Source organism: Bacillus sp. FSL K6-1012 (assembly GCF_037964915.1).
Classification (GTDB): Bacteria; Bacillota; Bacilli; order Bacillales; family Bacillaceae; genus Bacillus; species Bacillus halotolerans.
Genome location: NZ_CP150175.1, coordinates 440,999 through 463,169, shown reverse-complemented (window position 1 = coordinate 463,169; position 22,171 = coordinate 440,999). Strand labels below are relative to the sequence as shown.

The window sequence follows — 22,171 nt, the reverse complement described above, 5'->3', positions numbered from 1 at the left end:
TCAAGCTCCTCCTTTTTGTTTTTCAATTCCATTCCAGCGCTTTGCCTCAGAAAGGCGCAGGCCGAATTGGTCCAACGTTCTGAATACAATATGGTCGACCATTTCTTCTAAGCTGCTCGGCTGATTATAAAACGCCGGCATCGGCGGAAGAATAATCGTCCCCATTTTTGTGAGTGCAAGCATATTTTCGAGATGAATCTGGTTCAAAGGTGTCTCTCTTGTTAAGAGAACGAGCTTTTTCCGCTCTTTCAGCATGACATCCGCCGAGCGAGTCAGCAGATTATCCGCCATCCCGGTGCGGATGCTCGCAAGCGATTTCATACTGCACGGCGCCACAATCATGCCATCGGTATCAAACGAGCCGCTGGAGATGGCCGCCGCCTGATCCTTATGCGAGTATGTGTATGTGGCCATCTTTTCAACTTCTTTTAACGTGTAGCCTGTTTCATGTTTGATGGTAACGTTAGCCCAAGGAGACACAACGAGATGGGTTTCCACTTCCGCTGCCTTCAGCCATTCTAATAGCCTGACACCGAAGATAGCCCCAGTTGCCCCTGTCATTCCGACAACGAGTTTCAAATTTTGCCCCTCCTTTACGCTTGAATTCTGTCTTCATTTCAATCATACTCCTGATATATCCATATGAAAAATATTCGTTAAATCTATAATCAATACCTAAAAGGTATATAAAAGGAGGCCCTTCTTTGGACATCCGTCAGCTGCGATATTTCATTACCATTGCCCAAGAACAAAAGATCACCTCTGCCGCCAAAAAGCTCCATATGGCGCAGCCGCCGTTAAGCAGGCAGCTCAAACAGCTTGAGGATGAGCTGGGTGTTGTATTGTTTGACCGCAATAAGAAAAAACAAATGACCCTTACATATGAAGGAAGCATTTTTCTCAAAAGAGCCAAAGAGATTCTGCACAGGTTTGAAGATGCAGTCATAGAGGTGCAAGAGCTCAGGGAGGAGGTTGCCGGCACGCTGGCTGTGGGTTCGACGATTTATTGCGCGGCTCTAATGCTTGAGAAAGTGACGCAAATGAAAGAAAGATATCCGCACCTCACCTTTAATATTTGGGAAAACGAGCCGGCAACGCTGTTAGAGCTGCTGGAAAGCCGGCAAATCGACGCCGCTGTCACGACAACCATGATAAAAAGCGATACCGTACAATTTAAAAAGCTTGACGACATTCCATGTGTGCTCGTTCTTTCTGATGATGCCGGGTATACATGCGGAGACACCATCCAAATGGAGGATATCCCTTCTTTCCCGCTGATTCTGCTGCGGCCTGTGAACGGAAAAGGTGTTTATAATCAGGTCATGAATGAATTTCACCGTCTTCAGCTGGAGCCGCGTATTGTTTGTGAATGCCACGACTCAGCAACACTGCTCAGTCTCGTCTCATCAGGATTTGGTGCGTCCATATTGCCCGTCACCATGATTCCTGTTCATATGAGAAACCATATTCACACAGTTAAAATTAAAAACAATCCCTTCGTTATGACACCGGCTGTCATGTGGAGAACTGACAGTTATTTGCCAAAACCGGTGCAGCAATTTTTGAATTTATTTTAAGTGTTTTTGCCTCATGAAAACCAAATACTTGACTCATACTAAAAAAAAGTTATCCTTTAGATTTGTAAGCTATTTTTTTATTTCAATAAAATTAATCAGAAAAGTGGGGAATAGAATGAAAAAAGCACTTTTAGCTTTATTCATGGTCGTAAGCATTGCAGTTCTCGCAGCTTGCGGAGCAGGAAATGACAATCAGTCAAAAGATAACGGAAAAAACGGCGATCTTTGGGCTTCAATTAAGAAAAAAGGCGTACTGACAGTCGGTACAGAAGGAACGTACGAACCGTTCACTTATCATGACAAAGACACTGACAAGCTGACTGGCTATGACGTGGAAGTCATCACAGAAGTCGCAAAACGCCTTGGACTGAAAGCCGAATTCAAGGAAACACAGTGGGACAGTATGTTTGCCGGCCTGAATTCCAAACGGTTTGACGTCGTTGCCAACCAAGTAGGAAAAACAGATCGTGAAAACCAATATGACTTCTCAGACAAATACACAACATCAAGAGCCGTTGTCGTGACGAAAAAAGACAACAACGATATTAAGTCTGAAAAAGACGTAAAAGGAAAAACGTCAGCTCAATCACTGACAAGCAACTATAACAAACTAGCTGCAAATGCCGGCGCGAAAGTAGAAGGCGTTGAAGGCATGGCGCAGGCCCTTCAAATGATCCAGCAAGGCCGCGTCGACATGACGTACAACGATAAGCTTGCCGTATTAAACTATTTAAAAACATCAGGCAACAAAAACGTAAAAATCGCGTTCGAAACAGGCGACCCTCAGGAAACGTATTTCACGTTCCGTAAAGGAAGCGGCGAGGTTGTCGACCAAGTCAACAAAGCATTAAAAGAAATGAAAGAGGACGGGACTCTTTCTAAAATCTCTAAAAAATGGTTCGGCGAAGATGTTTCTAAATAATATACCGGCATTGACGCTTGGCACGGCGATCCCGTGGGATCTGGTGCAGCAGTCATTCTGGCCGATACTTTCAGGGGGAATCTACTATACGATTCCCCTTACGATTCTTTCCTTTATATTCGGAATGATACTGGCGCTGATTACGGCGCTTGCCAGAATGTCGAAAGTGAGACCTTTGAGATGGGTGTTCAGCGTATACGTATCCGCCGTACGCGGCACTCCACTTCTCGTTCAATTGTTCATCATTTTCTATCTGTTCCCGGCCTTTAACATTACACTAGATCCATTTCCAAGCGCAGTCATTGCCTTTTCCTTAAACGTCGGCGCCTATGCATCTGAAATCATCAGGGCATCTATTTTATCCGTGCCGAAGGGGCAATGGGAAGCTGGCTATACCATCGGCATGACACACCAGAAGACGCTGTTCCGCGTCATTTTGCCGCAGGCGTTTCGTGTGTCAATCCCGCCATTATCCAATACCTTTATCAGCCTGATCAAAGATACATCTCTTGCATCTCAGATCCTCGTCGCTGAGCTGTTCAGAAAAGCTCAGGAAATCGGCGCGCGCAATCTCGATCAGATTTTAGTCATTTATATTGAAGCGGCCTTTATTTATTGGATGATCTGCTTCTTGCTTTCGCTCGTCCAGCATGTCATCGAACGGCGTCTTGACCGCTACGTGGCCAAATAAGGAGGTTCCGAGTATGCTTTCCGTTAAAGGATTAAACAAATCATTCGGTCAAAATGAAATTTTAAAAAAGATAGATATGAAGATAGAAAAAGGAAAAGTCATCGCTATACTTGGGCCTTCCGGTTCAGGGAAAACGACGCTGCTTCGCTGTCTGAACGCGCTGGAGATCCCGAATCGCGGGGAGCTTGCATTTGATGATTTCTCCATCGATTTTTCAAAGAAAGTGAAGCAGTCGGATATCCTTCAGCTCCGCCGGAAATCGGGAATGGTGTTTCAGGCGTATCACCTCTTCCCTCACCGCACAGCCCTTGAAAACGTGATGGAAGGCCCTGTTCAGGTGCAAAAACGAAACAAAGAGGAAGTCAGAAAAGAAGCGATTCAGCTTCTTGATAAAGTCGGATTGAAGGATAAAATGGATTTATATCCGTTCCAGCTTTCCGGAGGCCAGCAGCAGCGCGTCGGCATCGCCCGTGCACTGGCAATTCAGCCTGAGCTGATGCTGTTTGACGAACCGACCTCAGCGCTTGACCCTGAGCTTGTGGGTGACGTGCTGAAGGTTATCAAGGATTTAGCCAATGAAGGCTGGACCATGGTCGTTGTTACCCACGAAATCAAATTCGCCCAGGAAGTGGCGGACGAAGTCGTCTTCATTGACGGCGGCGTTATCGTGGAGCAGGGGCCGCCTGAGGAAATTTTCTCTGCTCCAAAAGAAGAACGGACCCAGCGGTTTTTGAATCGGATTTTGAACCCGTTGTAAAACCCAAAACAGGGTGCCTGCCGGCGGCCCTGTTTTTTTGTTGAGCCCCTTTCGCCTATTCCGCCCTTTTGTCAGATATGCTACAATGACAATCGATTGATTTTTACGAAAGAAGGGACTTCACGTGAAGCGAGAACTTGTTCTGCGCTGGACATTTTATTTTGCCGGTCTGCTTATTTTGTCTTTTGGTGTATCCCTTACGATAGAAGGAAAAACGCTGGGGATCAGTCCGTGGGATGCATTTCATTACAGCCTGTTTCAGCACTTCGGGCTTACCGTCGGCCAGTGGTCCATCATTATTGGAGCGCTCATCGTCGGATTCACGTCATTGTTTACGAGGGCTTGGCCAAAAATTGGGGCGATCCTGAACATGGTGCTCATTGGTGTTTTTATAGATTTTTTCAATTTTCTTCTGCCTGCCCCCTCCACCTACACAGGCTCCGTCATCGTCTTCTCTCTCGGCGTGCTGCTGATCGGCTACGGCGTCGGTGTTTATGTATCAGCGGGCCTTGGCGCGGGGCCGCGTGATTCACTGATGATGCTGATTACAGAAAAAACCGGCTGGAATGTGCAATGGGTGCGGAACGGCATGGAAATAACAATTTTGTTTGCAGCATGGGGCATGGGCGGTCCGATCGGTTTAGGTACAATTTTGACCGCCATCCTCACCGGTATCATTTTGCGCTTTTCGTTGCCGCAGTCAATCCAGCTGCTGAATTATGCTGTGGCAAGGCGGACAGCCGCTGTGAAAGCAACTCCGCCTATACACTAAAACAAAGCCGCTTCGGCTTTGTTTTTTTATTTTCTCCTCTATATGAGTCTTGTTGAAGTATGATAGGATGGTTTTGACAATCTTTTGCAGACGGAGGATCTAGAATGAAAATTTACGGAATTTATATGGACCGCCCGCTTTCACAGGCAGAATCGGATCGGCTGATGTCTTTCGTTTCTGCTGAAAAACGGGAGAAATGCCGGAGATTTTATCATAAAGAAGATGCTCACCGCACCCTGCTGGGAGATGTGCTTGTTCGCTCTGTCATCAGCGAGCAGTACCAGCTGAATAAAGCCGATATCCGATTCAGCGCGCAGGAATACGGGAAGCCTTGCATCCCTGACCTCCCCAATGCCCACTTTAACATTTCCCACTCCGGCCATTGGGTCATCGGCGCGTTTGATTCAGATCCGATCGGCGTCGATATTGAAAAAATGAAGCCAATCAGCCTCGGGATTGCCGAACGTTTCTTTTCGAAGAAAGAGTACAGCGATCTTTTATCCAAACATAAAGACGAGCAAAACGATTATTTTTATCATCTATGGTCTATGAAAGAGAGCTTTATCAAGCAGGAAGGCAAAGGCCTGTCGCTGCCGCTTGATTCCTTCTCCGTGCGCCTGCATGAGGATGGCCGAGTATCCGTCGAGCTTCCGGAGCACCATACGCCTTGCTTTATCAAAACGTATGAGGTAGATCCCGGCTATAAAATGGCTGTGTGCGCCGCCCGACCTGATTTCCCGGAGGACATCAAGATGATCTCGTACGAAGCGCTTTTATAAATGGCTCATCAGCAGCTTAATGCCGCGCTCAATATCTTCAGTCTTCACATTGGAAAGATTGATTTTTAATAGATTTTCTTTCGGATAGTCTGATAAATAATGGCGGTCAATCGCTTCAAGGAGAACCTCTTGTTTTTTCATCTTTTGAATCACTCTTGATGCCGGCAGATCCTCAGGAAGCACCAGATGGGTATGCATGCACGGGGCCTGGCCGCTGGAAAATAGAAAGCGGCCGCGGCTCGATTGTCCGTGTGTTTGAATGGCTTCATGAAGCCTGAGGGACCGTTCCTTATAGGAATTTCTGATTTTCTCCTTGTGCCTGCCGAACATTCCGCTTTTGATGTAAATTTCTAACGCGGCTTGAGAAATCATCGAGCAGTCAATGTCGTTCAGCTTTTTGTACGTATGAAATGTGTCAGTCAGCGCATTTGGCAAAACGGCGGCCCCCACGCGAAGGCCGGGAAATATCATTTTTGAAAAGCTTTTTAAATAAATCACATGTGAGGACAGATCGTATGCGTACAGCGGGTCTGCCTTTTTATTTTCCTCGAGATCACCGAGATAGTCATCCTCAACAAGATAGACGTCATAGGCTGCCGCCAATCTTACCAGCTCTCGTTTGTCCCGTTCGGCCAGTGAGCTCCCAAGCGGGTTATGGAAGCGTGGCATCGTATAAAAAAATTTGATCGGTTCTGTTTGAAACAGCCGCTCGACTTCCGCTAAATCAAGCCCCTGCTCCGTTCTTTTTATCCCGATTGCGGGGATGCCCAGTGTCTCCAGCTGTTCAATCATCAAATGATAGCCTGGCTGTTCAATGGCGATATTCTCTTTCCCATTGGGAAACGGCATTGCACATAGCAGGGATAGTGCCTGCTGGACGCCGGATGTGATAAACATATGCCGCTCGTCCGCAAATACCTGCTGATCAGCAAACAGCTTTCGCAATACACGGATGAGCGACGGGAGGCCTTTCGGCGTTCCGTAGAGAAACAAATCATGCTTGTATGTATCAATCGCTTTGTTGATGCAATGCTGAAAATCCACATACGGAAAAATATCAGGGTCCGGCGCAGACGTTGCAAAGTCGATTGGGCTTGACTTGCCGTGATGCGGCTTCCTCGTCTTTTTCACAAGATAATAGCCGCTTTTCGGAACAGAATAGATGAGATGGCGTTTTTCCAGCTCTTGCAGCGCGCGGATCACCGTGCTTTTGCTGACTTGATAGCGGGCGGACAGCTGCCTGATGGAAGGCAGCCTGTCTCCTTCTTGATAGACACTGCTTTGCATCATTTCCTCTATCTGTATGAAGAGGCTAATATACTTCTCCATTCTTTCTCCCCCTGTTTTGTACCGGTACAGTTCATTGTTTTTCTTATTGTACCGTTCCTATCCACCCCATACAATAAAAGGGAGCGGCCGGCTCTATTATTTATTTAAAGGAGCACTTCCTGTATGTATAAAAACCAGCAAACCTCAGCTTATCTTGCAGCTATGTTAAACGCATTGATTATCGGGTTATCCTTTCTTTTCGTGAAAATCGCGCTGCAATCGGCAGAACCATTTGATATTCTTGCACACCGGTTCACCCTTGCGTTTGCAGCGGCTACTATACCTGTCTTATTCGGATGGGTGAAGCTGTCCATCCGTTTAAAAGATGTAATGGCTATTTTGCCGCTCGCCCTGCTGTATCCGGCGCTGTTTTTCAGCTTTCAGGCATTCGGCCTGGTGTACTCGTCATCCTCTGAAGCCGGGATCATTCAGGCATCGATTCCGATTTTCACAATGGTCTTTGCCGCTTATTTTTTAAAAGAGCGATCGACGTGGGCTCAAAAAGGGTTCACCGTGTTATCAGTTGCGGGCGTCATGTTTATTTTTGTGATGAAGGGCGTGAACGTTGAATCGGCCAGCCTAAAGGGATCTGTACTCATTCTCTTGTCCGCTCTGTCTTCAGCTATGTACAATACCGCCGCAAGAAAAATGACACAGCGTTTCCGGCTGATGGAGCTCACCTACATCATGTCAGCGATCGGATTTGTCGTCTTCAATGCCATCGCCTTGGTGCGGCACGGCGCTTCCGGAACGGTCGGCACTTACTTCCATCCATTCCGGGAGCCCGGCTTTATTCTCGCGATAGTGTATTTGGGCGTGTTATCTTCGCTCGTGACTTCGTTTATGTCCAACTATGCGCTGTCCCGGATTGAGGCGTTTAAAATGAGCGCCTTTAATCATTTGTCCACCATCGTGACGATGATTGCCGGAGTTGTGGTTTTGCACGAAAGCCTAGCCTGGTATCACCTTGCCGGTGCGGTTTGTATTATCATCGGCGTGCTGGGAAGCAATGCCGGTCTCCGAAAAAGAAAGCAAACCAAAAAATCCATTTCTATGAACAAATGAGATGTTATGTTAGAGTTGAAGAAAAAATGGTTTGAGGTGCAGTGTAAGAATGATTCAACACAGTGTCTTCCTAGAGGGAGCCATTTCATTACAAGATATGAGATGTTACTTTTTATCCCGGCAAAGAATATCAGCATTGTTTTATTTTATTTATATTTTTCTTCTATCTTTATTGGTGTATTCGCTTTATGGATTTCCGATTACCGTTTATGACAGCGAAACACTTGAAGTGATATATAATGGTATTTTCATAGCGATTCTATCTTTGATCTGTACATTGCTTTTGATTGCTTTTCATTATATAAGGCTGCGTACCAGCTATAAGAACAATACACGGCTAAAACGCAAAAGGACATATACCATGAACCGGCAAGGCATTCAAATTCAATCCAAAAACGATAATGCATTGTTTGAATGGGATGAAATAAGGGCAGTTGCAGAATATAAACACTTTTTCTCTATCAAAACTTCTAGTCACCAAGTCATCTTAGTTCCTAAACGTTTTTTTGTATTCGAAAATGAGCTCCACTCATTCAGACAGCTAGTAAAAGAACATGTACGTGCAAAAAAAGTAAAATGACAAACTTAAAAAGAGGGTTTTCCCTCTTTTTTTATGTTAATGAGATATGCCGCTCCATTGAGTAACATTCTCTTCAGCTAATGGAGATTTACCCCTCAACACTCTCTTCGTTATGAACATGATTGTTTTTTTTTGATTGGCGCCAGCTCCAATAATGCTGATAAACTTACAAGCACCAAACACACAACAGTAACCAGCAAATAATTATGATTCATGTCAAAAAATAATCCGCCCACATACACACTGAGAGCGCCGGCGATTTGATGGATAAAGAAATTGATGCCTAGGAGCGAGCCGATAAGCCCGGTTTGAAAGCTTTCAGAAATGGACGCAGCGGTCAGCGGGATCACGCCTGTGTAGCTGAGCCCGAATAACAGCGTAAAGCACAAGTACCAGAGCTCACTGTTATGAATGCCGAGTGCGGGAATGAGCAGGCAGATCAAGCTGATGAGACGAATGAAAAACAAAATGGAGAGCATCACGCTTCTGCTGCCAAGCAAATCTGACAGCCAGCCTGCCAATAATCCCCCGATGATAATAAACGCCCCGAATGCAGCCATCATTCCGTTGATATGAGAGACATGCGCATCCTCCAGCATTGGTACGAGATGAGCATCAATGATTCCCATCGTAAATCCGCACGTAAATACGCCGAAGTACAGGATATGAATGAGGCGGGACTGCTTTAACACCTTCCAAAATCCCTGCCAGTCATAAGATTTTTTCACGGACTGCCCTTGGACATTGGGCGGGTGCTTCATTCCGAAGGCCAAAAGAGGCAGCAGGACAGCCGCTAAGAAAATGCCCAATATTGTATACGCAGTTTGCCAGCCTGCATAGTAAGGAGCCGCAGCCCAAATCGGTGACAGCAGCAGCAAACCGGCTGAATTTGCATTGGTCAAAATGGCGAGCGCCAAGCCTTTATGCGTGTCAAACCAGCGGCTGATAAAATACTGTGTCGTCACGCCAACCGCGCAGGAATAGCCGATTCCGCCGAGCACTCCGTAAATCACGGAAAATATATGGACATTCGGCGAATGCGGGAGCGCCAAAAAGCTTGCGCTGATACAAATGGCGCCGATCCCCATAATCTTTCTGACGCTGAACCGGTCAATAAAAAAGCCGACAAAAAACTGAACGACTCCCGTTGTGATCATAAAAATGCTGACGGAGGCCGAAATCAGCGACCGATCGGCGTGAAAGGTCTCTGCCATCGGGAGCATAAAAAATTGAAAGGAATTTCTGAATGAGTTCATTCCGATGGCGAAGACAAACGTGAACAGCAATACTAACCATTTCATCTTAGGAGACGCGCAAAGGATGTGCCGAGACATTTTTTCCTGACCTGCCTTTATTTGAGTATTGCGACTATTATATCATGAAAAAATTTACATTCTATATAAAAAAAGCGAACAGCACAGCGCTGTCCGCTTTTTCATTAGGAACTGGAAATCGGATGCTGATTCAAAATCGCAAAAATCCGTTCCGCCACTTCCTCCGTATTTGACAGCAGAAACATATGCCCGCCGTCAAATTCATGGTACATGATGTGTTTCGCCCACTTCTTCCAGCCTTCCGCATCCCGGATGCATTTTTCGTCATTCAGTCCGTTAAAGACGTGGACCGGCGATTGGATCGGTGTCATGTCGTTAAGCTCGAATTGTTCAAGAGCCCGGTAATCCGATCTGAACGAAGGAAGAAAAAATGACATAACTTCTTTATTTTCAACGAGCTCTGCGGGCATTCCGCCTAATTTGATAATATGATCGAGAAATTGATCATCAGGCAAATGCGATACTTTTTTCCGCTGAATATGCGGCGGCTGAATCGCAGAAATAATCACAGCCTGCGGAAAAATGCCTTCACGCTCCAGTTTTTGCGCCAGCCTGAAGGTGATCATGCCGCCCATGCTGTGCCCGAACAGCACAAACGGCCGATCTGGATGCAAATGTAATTCTTGCTTGTACAAATCAGTCAGCTGCTCGAGATCCTCAATTGCTGACGTCTGATTTGTGCCGTGCCCGGGCGGTTCAGCTGCAAGCATTTCACACTCCCCCTGCAAAAAAGCATGGAGAGGGCGAAATGACGCCGAGTAGCCGCCGGCAAACGGAAAACAGATGAGCTGCGTTTTTTCCGATGCATCAAATGATCTGAAGAGTTGGCTCATTGGCCGGCTCCCCCTTTCATCGCTTCCTTAAGAAAGCGTTATGGTTTGTTTATTAAGAAATTCGCGCAAAATCCCGGCATTCCTATCAAGACATTCGCCCTGCAGCATTTCGGCGTGTGTACCGAAGCCTTTTTTCACACGATAAGCGCCCGTTGTCGCCTCTTCCCACGACGAAAGCCATTCAGGCATTTCAAAGTCAATATCAGAGGTCAGCAAATCAATGTCCGCTTTCACTTGGCCCGAGCTGATCAGGTTGACATAGTATGAGTAGAAGGCATGTGTTTTTTTCTTGAGCCCCTGCTTGACGGCTTCGCTATTGAGGGCTTCATTGTCCCGATTTACATTCATCAGCGCCTCGACATCGTTTTCGACCGTGCGTCCGTCCAGATCACTGACGCCTTGTTTTTTATAGGAATCCACCATAATGATCCGCTGTACGGTGCGTCCCTGCTCTTCAAGTTTTTTAGCGGCTTCAAACGCCAGGCTGCATCCTGCTGAATAACCAAACAGTGTCACAGGACCTTCCGGCTGAAGCTCCTTGATCAGAGCGGCATAACGGTCAATACGGTTTTCCTCTTCAATAAAGTCAAAGGCGCACAGCTTGTATGACGGCAATTGCTTGGCCAGATTCTGATACATTAAGCCATATCCCAATACCGGCGGGAATGCGAAAATGATGTCATCCTGATCCGGATTCATGATTGTAACGTCCTCAAGTCCTTCTGAGCCTCCGTTTTTCAGATATGCTGAAATGCCGGCAATCGTCGGCGCTTCAAACAATAGCTTCACCGGAAGGTCCATTCCGAGCTCTTTTTTGACGCGAGAAGCGGCTGTCATCGCCTTTAAGGAATGGCCGCCAAGCTCGAAGAAATCGTCATGGATGCTGACTTGCTTTCTGCCGAGAATCTCGGACCAGATTTGCGCGATTGTTTCTTCCGTTTCATTTCGAGGCCCAATCCATTCTTGCGATATCTGATCTTGCTCCGGTTTTGGCAGCAGACGTTTATTGACTTTTCCGTTTGTTGTTAAAGGAAGCTCGTCCAAGAACGTAAATGTCTGCGGCACCATATAAGCAGGAAGCTGTTTTTTCAGGTGTGCCTTAACGTCTCCTGCTGAAAGCTGTGTCCGGTTCACAAGGTAGGCGTTAATTGATGCGTCCCCAGACTCGCGGCGGTCCACCACGACGACCGCGTCTTTTACTCCGGGATATTCCTGCAGCTGCTTTTCGATTTCTTCCAGCTCGATCCGGTGTCCCCGTATTTTCACTTGATCATCAATGCGGCCGGCGTATTCAATCGTACCGTCAGGCAGCCAGCGAGCGAGATCCCCGGTGCGGTAAAGTGTTTCTCCCGGTTTGAACGGGTTGGCGGTAAATTTCTGCTTCGTCAGCTCATCACGGTTTACATAGCCTTTTGATACACCCATTCCGCTGATGCATAGTTCACCGACCGCTCCGAATGGCTGGAGCTGATTTGATTCATTGAGAATATAAATACTTGCATTGCTGATCGGCTTTCCGATCGGCAGTGAGGAGATAGACTCCGGAATCTCGTGTACGACGTGAGCCGTTGCAAACACCGTGCCCTCAGTCGGACCGTAGCAGTTAATCAGCTTGCCCGGCCCCATGATCCGCATCGCTTTCCTGACGTGAGGCACAGACGCGCGTTCCCCGCCGAATAACACACAGCGAAGCCCCTTCAGCCAATCCTCTCCCGCATCTGTGAGAAGATTAAATAAAGCTGTGGTCGCAAACATGACGCTGACATTCTCTTGACGGATGAGGCTCGTGAGACGGTCTGTATCAAGCAGTGTATTTTCATCTGCGATAATCAGCCTTGCTCCATTCAAAATGGAAGCGTAGAAATCAAAGGTAAATGCGTCAAAAGCGTAATTCGATACAGATAAGAACGTGTCTTTTTCAGAAAACGTCATGTAGTCAACGTGCTTCACTAATCCTTGAATATTGGCATGCGTCGTGATATTTCCCTTTGGCTTTCCGGTTGTGCCTGATGTATACATGATATACGCCGCATCATCTGGTGCAATCGCGGTTTCAGGATCGCTTGCCTCTTCTTCAAAACGGATGGGATCATCAATGATGAGCGTTTGGCCTGTAAACGGCAGCTGACTCGCTTGCTCTTTCATCTCTTGATGTGTAAGCAGACATGCCGCCCCGCTGTCGGTCAGCATATATGAAATTCGGTCATCCGGCAGCTTAGGATCAACCGGCACATAAGCAGCTCCCGCTTTTAACACACCGAGAATCCCAATCACCAGTTCCAGCGAGCGCTTCGTGTACAATGCAACAACTGAGCCTTTGCCTGCCCCTTGCTTTTGCAAACGGCGTGCGAGGCGGTTCGTTTCCTCGTCTAATTCGTGATAGGACAGCGTTCGGCCTGCAAATGTGAGCGCCGGTGCACTTGGATTGACGTCCACCGCCTCCTTGAACCAATCCGTCAGAGGTTTTGGCTCACACGTTTGAGGTGCCGGATTTAAGCCGTTAAGCAAGTACTCTTTTTCTTTTTCGTCAATGAAATCAATGGTGCTGACAGGCTGATCCGGATGCTGAATAAGCTGCTGAATCGCTGTGAGAAGCTGGGATTTTAAGCGCAGCATAAACGCTTCATCAAACACATTCTCATTATAGGCAAGCTTGATCAGCATTTCGTCACCCGGGGAGGCCATCAAATTGAGATCGTAATTTGACTTCTCAAATACATGGACATCCTCCATATCGAATCCGTTTTGTCCGCTTTCTTCATTGCTTGCATCCTGAAGCGGATAATTTTCAAACACGATGATATGGTCAATCAATTTCGGCTGGTTGGCTTGGCTTTGGATGTCATAAAGCGGCACATATTGATGCGGTTCTGACTCAAGTGACTGCTCCTGAAGCTGCTTGAGCAAACCGTTGAACGTCATGTTTTCAGCCAATTTCACTCTTCTTGGAACAACGTTGATAAACAGGCCGACCATATGTTCAACGCCTTTGATTTCCGCGGGACGCCCGGAAACGACTGTACCGAAAGCCAAATCGTCAGACCGCTGATAACGGCTGATCAGTACGCTCCAGACTGCCTGCAAAGCGGTACTCAAAGTGGTGTGCTGAGATTTCGCAAGCTCTGTAAAAGCTTTTGTTTCCGCTTCCGGCAGTGAGAAGAGAAGTTCTTTCGGTTCGTACCCTTCCTTTTGTTTCTTTCTTTGTTCCGCAAACGTCGCCTGTCCTTCAAAGTCTTCCAAGTACTCGCGCCAGTAGCGGAGCGATGCTTGTTTATCCTGCTTTTCAAGCCACTTGATGTATTCCTTATACGGTTTGACAGGCGGCAGACTGTACGGCTTTTGTTCGCGCAGGGCGTTGTATACCTTAAACAGATCCTGCACGACGATGCCGAAGCACCATCCGTCCAAAATAATGTGGTGGTAGCTCCACACCCATTCAAAGCTGTTGTCAGCTTTTTTGAAGATGGCTGCCCTCATCGGAATATCCCGCGTTAAATCAAAACCTTTGATCTTATCCTGTGCTTTGTATTCATTGATTTTGTCCGTTTGCTCACTTTCGGATAAACGTGTCAGATCCATTTCTTCTATATGAAATTGACGTTTTTTTAATACGACTTGAACGGGCCTTTTTACTTTTTCGTGAATGAACACGGTACGAAATACATCGTACCGGTCCATGATGACATTCATGCTTTCTTCAAGGCATTTGATATTGAAGTCGCCCTTTACTTTCATCGTAATTTGTTCAAGGTAAAAGCTCTGGCCGGGATTAAGGATGGTATGAAACAGCATCCCCTCCTGCATCGGCGATAGGTAATACATATCTTGAACCTGATCTTTGCTAAATTGACTCATATGTTTCGCTCCCGCCTTCTGTAATTCCCTTGCGTTTTTATTTCAAATTCTCCTCAAGCATGTCAAAGATATCGCCCATCTCATCCATTTCAAGGTCTCCCGCACTGAAGTCGCTCGGTGTGAATTCCTTGTCCTCTTTTTCCGTACAATGGCGGATGATCAGGAGGAGATTTTCTTTAAACCGCTCCATTTGTGCTTCGACCGTTGCTCTTTCATATTCCTTCTCATTGTAGGAGCAAGAAAGGACAAAACGTCCGTTTCGGATCATGCCGCTGAAGCTTAAAGCGTACAGGGCTTCTGATTCTTCGCTCACTTGGCGTCCCATATCGAAAGCGGACGGTTCAAAGAAATCCGTTTTCACTTCACTGTCGAATTGGCCTAAATAGTTAAAGCTGATTTCCGGTGTGAAGCCTTGCGCTTCCGCTTGTTCTGTAAAGTAGCGGAGAATGCCGTATCCGACACCTTTGTCCGGAACGCGGCGCAGGTTTTCTTTGACTGCTTTGATGACCGCTGAGACATCTGTTTCAGACATGTCGAGCACAACAGGATATTGTGCCGTAAACCAGCCAACCGTTCTGGAGATGTTCACATTCGGGATGATGTCTTCCCGTCCGTGCCCCTCGAGATTGATGCCGATTTTGACACCGTCTGTCCATTCTTTCATCGTTAATCCGAGCGCACTGAGGAGAATATCATTGATCTCGGTTCCATATGGCTGATGAACATCTGTTAAGAGATGTTTAGTGTCTTCTTCATTTAATTCGCAGATGACGGATGATGTATGTTTGACAACCCGCTCCTCTGTTTCATCATCCTTCGGTACAGCAGAAACCTCTTCAGCGTCAATTTGCGCCCAGTATTCAGCCTGCTGCAAAAGGTGTGCTGATTGGCTGAATGCCGCCAATTCTTCCGCCCAATCCTTGAAGGAGTTCGTTTTTTGCGGGAAGACGATTTTCTCTTCGTTCTCAGCCTGCACGTAGCCTGATGCAAAGTCCTCAAGTAAAATCCGCCATGATACGCCGTCGACCACGAGATGGTGTACAGCGATGAGCAGGTGATCCCCCGCTTCCGTGCGGTACAGCTCCCCTTTCAGAAGCGGACCGTTTTGCAGGTCGAGACTGCTTTGCAGACTGTCAGCGAGAACCTTAATCTGGTTTTTCAGCATATCTTCATCTGAGCCGTACAGATCAACGATTTCGAAGCTGACCTCGCATTCGTCTATCCGTTTATACGCTTGAATGATGTCGCCGTTTTCTTCACGGTAGACCATGCGAAGCGCGTCATGATGCTCAATCAGTGCCTGCAATGTCTTTTCAACCCGTTCAGGATCGAAACCCTTCGCAGAATGAAGCATGACCGACTGATTCCAGTGGTGTTTGTTCGTGAAATTCTTTTCAAAGAACCAGCGCTGAACCGGCGTCAGGATAACTTCGCCCTCCACCGGGCCTTGGTTTGCCTGTTTGCCTTCGGCACGCTCCACGTATTGTGTCAGTTCTTCAATCGTCGGGTGCTGGAAGAGATCCTTCATTTCCAGCTTCCAGCCGTGCTGGTTCAAGCGGCTCGCCATCTGGATTCCTTTAATAGAATCTCCGCCGAGCGAGAAGAAATTGTCGCTGACACCGACTTCAGAAATACCGAGCACGTCCTGCCAAATGCCGGCAAGCAGCTCTTCCATGTCAGTGGACGGCGCTTTGTATTCTCCGCCCCCTGCTTCGATGTCCGGCTCCGGCAGCGCTTTGCGGTCTACTTTGCCGTTTGCGGTAACCGGAAGCTCGTTTAATGTCACCCAGAACGCCGGGATCATGTAGTCCGGCAGGGTATCCTTGAGCGCTGACTTCAGCGCTTCTGTGTCGACGGTTTCCGGTGTGACATACGCCGCGATCGCTGTATTGCCGCCTTTATCTTTTACAGCTGTCACTGCCGCATCCTGCACCTCAGAAAGCTGGGCCAGCTGCACTTCAATTTCTGACAGCTCGATTCGGTAGCCCCGGACCTTGACCTGCTGGTCGATCCGGCCGATGTATTCGATGCCGCCGTTCGTCCATTTCACCAAATCGCCTGTTTTGTACATGCGTTCATCCGGCACGAACGGATCGGGGACAAACCGCTTCGCGGTTTCGTCTTCCCTGTTCAGATAGCCGCGCGCCAGTCCGCGTCCCGCCACACAAAGCTCTCCGGCCACGCCCTCCGGCTGAACCTGATGGTTTTCGCTGAGAATGTACACTCTCGTATTGGCGATCGCGCGCCCGATGGAAAGCGAGCCTTCCTCCGGATTGATTTCTGTGCTCGTCGCAACGACAGTGTTTTCGGTCGGCCCGTAGTTGTTGACAATCGTGTACGGCTGCTTAACCGCACGCTTCAGCTTGTCCCCTCCGGTCAAAAGCACGCGGAGTGACGTGTTCTCAAGCTCCATGAACTGTTCCGCCAGCTGTGTCGGCAGGAACGTGATTGTGACGTTATGCGTTTCGAAATAATCATTCAGGCGGGTGATATCAAGGCGGATCGCTTCATCAATGACGTGAAGCTCGGCGCCGATCGTCCAGGTCGGGAACATCTCCCAAATGGAAGCGTCGAACCCGAAGCCCGCGTACTTCGCACTGCGGTCCTCCGCCGTCATGCCGAACGCGGCATGATGCCAGAAGCACAGGTTCACAAGCGCATGGTGCTCGATCATAACACCCTTCGGCTGTCCGGTCGTTCCTGACGTATAAATCATATAAGCAAGGTGATCCGCGGTTGTGTCTGTCTGCGGATTTTCCTCATCATTTTCATCAAGCGGCAGACTCAGGATCGTGCGGTTGCCGTCAAGAAGAATGACCTCGCCCGTGTAGCTGTCCGGCACTGAGATGCCTTCCTGTTTCAAGAGAAGCGTCGCGCCGCTGTCCTGTAGGATATATTCAATCCGCTGATCCGGATAGTCAGGGTCAATCGGCACAAATGCCGCTCCCGCCTTCAGGACACTAAGCACCGCGGCGGACATTTCAAGCGACGGCTTTGTGAGAATGCCAACGCGCTCATCCGCGCCGATGCCGCAGTCGATCAGAATCCGCGCCAGACGGTTCGCCTTCGCATTCAGCTCGCCGTACGTCCATGACTGCCCGTTATACGTAACAGCCGGTTGGTCTTTGTGGCGCTGAGCCGTTTCTTCAAACAGCTGATGAACCGTTTTGTCTGTCGGCACAGGCAGTGTTTTTCCTTTCCATGCCTTCAAGAGCGTTTGTTTTTCTGTTTCGTTGACGAGTGACAGACTGGAAAGCGGCTGGTTTGGATTTTCCGCCACAGCCCGCAATAATCGCAGGACGTATTCACTCCATTGCTCAGCAGTTTCTCTTGAGAATAGGTCAGTCGCATATTCCAGCTGCAGACCGATGCCGTTTTCGTCAGCGAAACCGCCTAATGTAAGGTCAAACTTGGATGTTCCTTGATGTGCCTCATAAGGTGAAATCGTGAGATCTTGCAGCTTAAGCTGTTCTTTATCAGGGTTTTCTGTCGTAACCATCACGTTAAACAAAGGATTCCGGCTCATATCCCGAGGGAGGTCTAACTGATTGACCAGGTCTTCAAACGGATACTCCTGATGCTCAAGTGCTGACAGATTTGTCTCCTTCGCTTGCTCCAGAAGCTCTGCAAATGTCTGCTCTTCCCTTGCTTCCATTCTCAGTGCGAGCGTATTGACGAACATCCCCGGCATGTTTTGCACGTCGGCATTCGTGCGGCCTGCTGTAACCGAGCCGATCACGATATCCCGCTGTCCGGAGATTTTGCTTAAAAAGACATGGAAGACGGTGTGAAGCACCATATGCAAAGTCGTTCCCGTTTCTGCTAGCAGTTTCTCAATCGCCTTTGCCGTTCCGCTTTCCGTACGGAAACGGACGGTATCCCCTTCAAAGCTTTGAACAGGCGGTCGGGTGTAATCGAGCGGAAGGTCAAGCTCCGGCAGTTCGCCTGAGAGAACTGAAAGCCAGTATTGCTCATGCTCCTTCATCCGTTCTTTCTGTCCGGCTTCATTTTGCCAAACAGCGAAATCTTTATAATGAAGCTTCGGCTCCGGAAGCTGTTCGCCTTTATAAAGCAGTGCCAATTCTTTAACGAAAATACCTCTTGATACACCATCGGCGATAATGTGATGCATATCCAATAGAAGCAGATGTTTTTGGTCTGCGATTCGGAGTAATGCCGCGCGAATGAGCGGAGCGCCGCTTAAGTCGAATGGCCGGATAAATTCTTTAATCTTCTGTTCCGCCTCGCCCTCTTCTGCATCAAACACGTGAAGATCAATTGAAGCCTCCTCAACAATGCGCTGGACAGGCTCTCCGTCTGCTTCCGTAAATGACGTGCGCAATGATTCATGACGGTTTACGAGCTGGTTGAGTGATTCTCGCAGGCGCGAAATATGAAGCTCGCCTTCCATAAGAAGAACCGATGGCATATTATAGCTGATCGTCTGCCGGTCAAGCTGATTGAGCACGTACATCCGTTTCTGCGCGGATGACAATGGATACACATCCTGTTTGTCAGCCGGCTTCAGCATGTGATAGCCGCCTGATGCTGCCGATTCCTCCATATAAGCCGCCAGCTGGCGTACAGTCGGCTGCTCGAACAGCGCTTTAAGCGGCACGGTTTTCTCCAATTCTGCCTGTATATTGGCGATGAGCATCATTCCTTTTAGTGAATGGCCGCCTAAATCGAAGAAGTTGTCATCGATTCCGATCGCTTCAATGCCGAGTGTTTTCTGCCAGATGCGGCAAAGGCTTTCTTCAAGCGCTGTTTCCGGAGCAGCTGACGCTTCATATCCGGATTGCGCTGCGTTCGGCTTCGGCAATGCGTTTCTGTCGGTTTTCCCATTTGCCGTGAGCGGGATAGCGTCCACCTGCACAAAGAAGGCAGGGATCATATGAGACGGCAGTATTTGTGAAAGCTGTTTCCGGAGCTCTGCTTTTTCAATGGCTTGATCCGACGTATAATACGCGCAAAGCTCTTGAAGCCCGCCCTCAGAAACCGCAAGCACAACCGCTTCTTGAACTTCGCTGAGGCTGAGCATGACCGTTTCAATTTCTTTCGGCTCTATGCGGTAGCCGCGGATTTTCACCTGATCATCAGCCCGGCCGATAAATTCAATCGTGCCGTCAGCCAGTCTCCGGACGACATCTCCGGTCTTGTACATCAGGCTGCATGGCGCATACGGGTTTTCCACAAATTTCTCGGATGTGAGCTGAGGACGGCTGAGATATCCTCTGGCAAGCCCCTGTCCCGTGATATATAGCTGGCCGCTCGCTCCCGGAGGCACAAGCTTCAATGACTCATTTAAGACAAGTGCGCCGGTATTGGCAATCGGCCGTCCGATTGTCGGCCGTTTCGCGAATGTGTCAGGTTCAGTCAGGTCAACCCGTCCGGCAATTGCGCCGATCGTTGCTTCGGTCGGACCGTAGTGATTGATAAATTCGGTATGCCGATATACCTTGCTGAATGCTAGAACATCAGCCGGAATGATCTTTTCTCCTCCCAACACAATCAAGCGCAGGAATTCAAAGTGCGGCTCCTTTGTAAAGCTGGCCGTGTTCACCATCGTATGGAACAGGGACGGTGTCAGCTTGATATACGTGATGCCGTGTTCCTTGATATAACGGCCAATCTGATCGGGCGCCGTATATGTTTCTTTCGGCACAATGTGAAGCTCACCGCCTGCTTGAAGCACAGGGAAAATGCTTGTATACCCCAAGTCGAATGCGTAAGACGAAAGCAAGACAGACTTATCCGTTTCAGCCAGCCCTGCCTCTTTGCTAAACCAAGAAACATAGTTTGTCAGATTGCGATGCTCAATCTGCACACCCTTCGGCTTCCCGGTCGTGCCGGATGTGTAAATGATATATGCAAGATTCTGAGGCCCAGAAATCGGTTCCGGACGCTCCTTGCTTTCGTTCCGCCAATCCGCTTGATCGATGTTGATGACGGTTCCTTGATATTGCCCTATGGCAGTCATATTTCTTTCATTCACGACTGTAAATCTCGCACCGCTGTCTTCTAATGAATAGCGGATTCGTTCCTCAGGCGTATCCGGATCAATCGGAAGGAAAGCTGCTCCCGCCTTCATGACACCAAGAACAGCTGTCATTAGATCAGCTGAACGATCCATGACGACGGCTACGATGTCTTCACTTCCTGCCCCGTGCGCGCGCAAATGATGCGCCAGCTGGTTCGCCTGTTCATCGAGTTCACGGTAGCTCAGCTGGTTTCCGCCAGAAATCACAGCCGGATGATCAGGTGTTTGCTGCACCTGTTTTTCGAAAAGTGACGCAAACGTGTCATTGCCAGAATGAGTGGTTTGTTTCTTCTCTTCAAGCAAAGCTGCCGTTTCAACTGGCGAAAGAATCTCCAAATCAGACAGCCGTACGTTCGGATTAACCGCAGCTGCTTTGATCAAATTGACGAAGTGGCTGCTCCAGCGGCGGATCGTCTCGTCTTTAAACAAGGCAGTTGCGTAGTCAAAGCTTAAACCGATTTCTTCTTCCCGTTCGACAGCTTCCAAGGACAGATCAAATTTCGCCACATGATGAAGCATGGAATAGGAAGAAATCTTCAAATCTCCTAATTTCAAAGAAGGAATCTCCATGTTCTGCATGTTGAACATGACGCTGAACAGCGGGCTTCGGCTTGTGTCCCTTGTGAGCGGCAGTTTTTCAATCAGCTCCTCAAGCGGATAGCTTTGGTGCTCGAATGCTTGCAGACTGACCGTTTTGACTTCGTCTAGGAATTGTGCAAAGGTTTTATCCCCCGCAGGCGCTGTCCGTAATGCCACCGTGTTGACAAACATACCCGGCACACCTTGCAGATCAGGATGCGTTCTGCCCGCAGTCGGTGAGCCGACGATGATGTCATCCTGTGACGCGTACTTAGAGAGCAGTACATGAAATGCGGCTAAAAGGAACATGTACATTGTTGTGTCTGTTTCTGACAGCAGCGATTTGATTTGAGCTGTGATTTGTTTATCCAGCCCGAACATGACGCGCTCCCCGGAAAAGCTCCGTTCTGCAGGCCGCGGGAAATCCGCCGGAAGATCAAGAACCGGCAGCTCGCCTTTAAACGTATCCAGCCAGTATGCTTCATCCTTTTGATGATCCGCATGTTCTTTTTGCCAGACAGCGTAATCTTTATAGTGAATCTGCGGGAGCTCCAGATCTGCGCCTTGATAGATTTTGGCGAGATCGCCGATGAGAATGCCTGTCGAGCTGCCGTCTGTAATGATATGGTGCATATCAATGAGCAGCAGATGGCGTTCTTCTTCAAGCTGGACAAGCTTCGAACGGACGAGCGGCGCGCGGTTTAACTCAAACGGCTGAATAAACGATTTGATCAGCTCTTCCGCGTCTTCTTCCCGTCCCTTGGCAGCCTCCAGCTGGAACGATATGTTTTTATGAACGGTCTGTACGACTTCTCCGTCTATCATGTCAAACGACGTACGGAGAATTTCGTGCCGGCTGATTAATTGCTGAATCGCATGTTCAAGCCGGTCTTTGTTTACTTCTCCCTCCAGCAAAAGTACAGCAGGGACGTTGTAGCTTGTGCTTGCTTGTCCAAGCTGATTGAGGATGTACATTCTCCGCTGGGCCGGGGAAACAGGATAATGCTGCTGATAAGGTGCTTGCCTGATCGGTTCAAACGTCTGCTCCTCCTTGCTTT

Annotated in this window: 13 protein-coding genes and 2 pseudogenes; 8 read left to right on the top strand and 7 right to left on the bottom strand. The window is 48.3% G+C overall.

Annotation, left to right across the window (positions count from 1 at the left end):
* Positions 1-616: pseudogene (locus NSS75_RS02410) on the bottom strand (non-oxidative hydroxyarylic acid decarboxylases subunit B).
* Between the two features lie 88 nt (positions 617-704).
* Here NSS75_RS02410 and bsdA point away from each other — a divergent pair.
* The 6 genes from bsdA (at position 705) to NSS75_RS02380 (ending at position 5,498) form a co-directional block, all read left to right on the top strand.
* Positions 705-1,577 (top strand): transcriptional regulator BsdA, encoded by an 873-nt coding sequence (gene bsdA, locus NSS75_RS02405; protein WP_095714077.1) that lies wholly within the window; start codon positions 705-707, stop codon positions 1,575-1,577.
* A gap of 115 nt (positions 1,578-1,692) precedes the next feature.
* On the top strand, positions 1,693-2,499 hold the full coding sequence (tcyA, locus tag NSS75_RS02400) for a cystine ABC transporter substrate-binding lipoprotein TcyA (protein WP_095714076.1): 807 nt from the start codon (positions 1,693-1,695) through the stop codon (positions 2,497-2,499).
* Complete coding sequence (gene tcyB, locus NSS75_RS02395; protein ID WP_024120194.1) at positions 2,486-3,190, top strand: cystine ABC transporter permease TcyB; 705 nt, start codon at positions 2,486-2,488, stop codon at positions 3,188-3,190. The genes tcyA and tcyB overlap by 14 nt, the downstream gene beginning before the upstream one ends.
* A 13-nt stretch (positions 3,191-3,203) precedes the next feature.
* A complete protein-coding gene (tcyC, locus tag NSS75_RS02390) occupies positions 3,204-3,947 on the top strand; it encodes a cystine ABC transporter ATP-binding protein TcyC (RefSeq protein ID WP_024120193.1) in 744 nt (247 codons plus the stop codon).
* A 124-nt stretch (positions 3,948-4,071) separates the two neighbouring features.
* Entirely contained in the window at positions 4,072-4,719 is a 648-nt protein-coding gene (locus tag NSS75_RS02385; RefSeq protein ID WP_024120192.1) for a YitT family protein, read from the top strand.
* Positions 4,720-4,823: 104 nt separating this feature from the next.
* Complete coding sequence (locus NSS75_RS02380; RefSeq protein ID WP_216394897.1) at positions 4,824-5,498, top strand: 4'-phosphopantetheinyl transferase superfamily protein; 675 nt, start codon at positions 4,824-4,826, stop codon at positions 5,496-5,498.
* Here NSS75_RS02380 and NSS75_RS02375 read toward each other — a convergent pair.
* Entirely contained in the window at positions 5,493-6,827 is a 1,335-nt protein-coding gene (locus NSS75_RS02375; protein ID WP_339235708.1) for a PLP-dependent aminotransferase family protein, read from the bottom strand. The two genes, NSS75_RS02380 and NSS75_RS02375, sit on opposite strands and share 6 nt — an antisense overlap.
* Positions 6,828-6,950: 123 nt before the next feature.
* Between NSS75_RS02375 and NSS75_RS02370 the strand changes: the two genes are divergently transcribed.
* Positions 6,951-7,892: a DMT family transporter gene (locus tag NSS75_RS02370; protein WP_024120189.1), complete on the top strand. Its 942-nt coding sequence runs from the start codon at positions 6,951-6,953 to the stop codon at positions 7,890-7,892.
* A gap of 49 nt (positions 7,893-7,941) precedes the next feature.
* Positions 7,942-8,472 (top strand): YcxB family protein, encoded by a 531-nt coding sequence (locus NSS75_RS02365; protein ID WP_268497164.1) that lies wholly within the window; start codon positions 7,942-7,944, stop codon positions 8,470-8,472.
* 110 nt (positions 8,473-8,582) lie between these two features.
* On the opposite strand, the gene NSS75_RS02360 is transcribed toward NSS75_RS02365, so the two are convergent.
* The 5 genes and pseudogenes from NSS75_RS02360 to comS all read right to left on the bottom strand — a co-directional run bounded on the left by NSS75_RS02360 (position 8,583) and on the right by comS (position 22,150).
* Positions 8,583-9,806 carry an MFS transporter gene (locus NSS75_RS02360; RefSeq protein ID WP_339235703.1) on the bottom strand — a complete coding sequence of 408 codons (1,224 nt, stop codon included), beginning with the start codon at positions 9,804-9,806 and terminating at the stop codon, positions 8,583-8,585.
* A 104-nt stretch (positions 9,807-9,910) separates the two neighbouring features.
* Entirely contained in the window at positions 9,911-10,639 is a 729-nt protein-coding gene (gene srfAD, locus NSS75_RS02355; protein ID WP_339235700.1) for a surfactin biosynthesis thioesterase SrfAD, read from the bottom strand.
* A gap of 27 nt (positions 10,640-10,666) precedes the next feature.
* Complete coding sequence (gene srfAC, locus NSS75_RS02350; protein ID WP_339235698.1) at positions 10,667-14,494, bottom strand: surfactin non-ribosomal peptide synthetase SrfAC; 3,828 nt, start codon at positions 14,492-14,494, stop codon at positions 10,667-10,669.
* Between the two features lie 37 nt (positions 14,495-14,531).
* Positions 14,532-22,064 (bottom strand): annotated as a pseudogene (srfAB, locus tag NSS75_RS02345) (surfactin non-ribosomal peptide synthetase SrfAB); the annotation flags it as partial.
* A complete protein-coding gene (gene comS / locus NSS75_RS02340; protein ID WP_223203921.1) occupies positions 22,010-22,150 on the bottom strand; it encodes a competence protein ComS in 141 nt (46 codons plus the stop codon). The pseudogene srfAB and the gene comS, both read right to left, overlap by 55 nt.
* Positions 22,151-22,171: the final 21 nt, after the last annotated feature.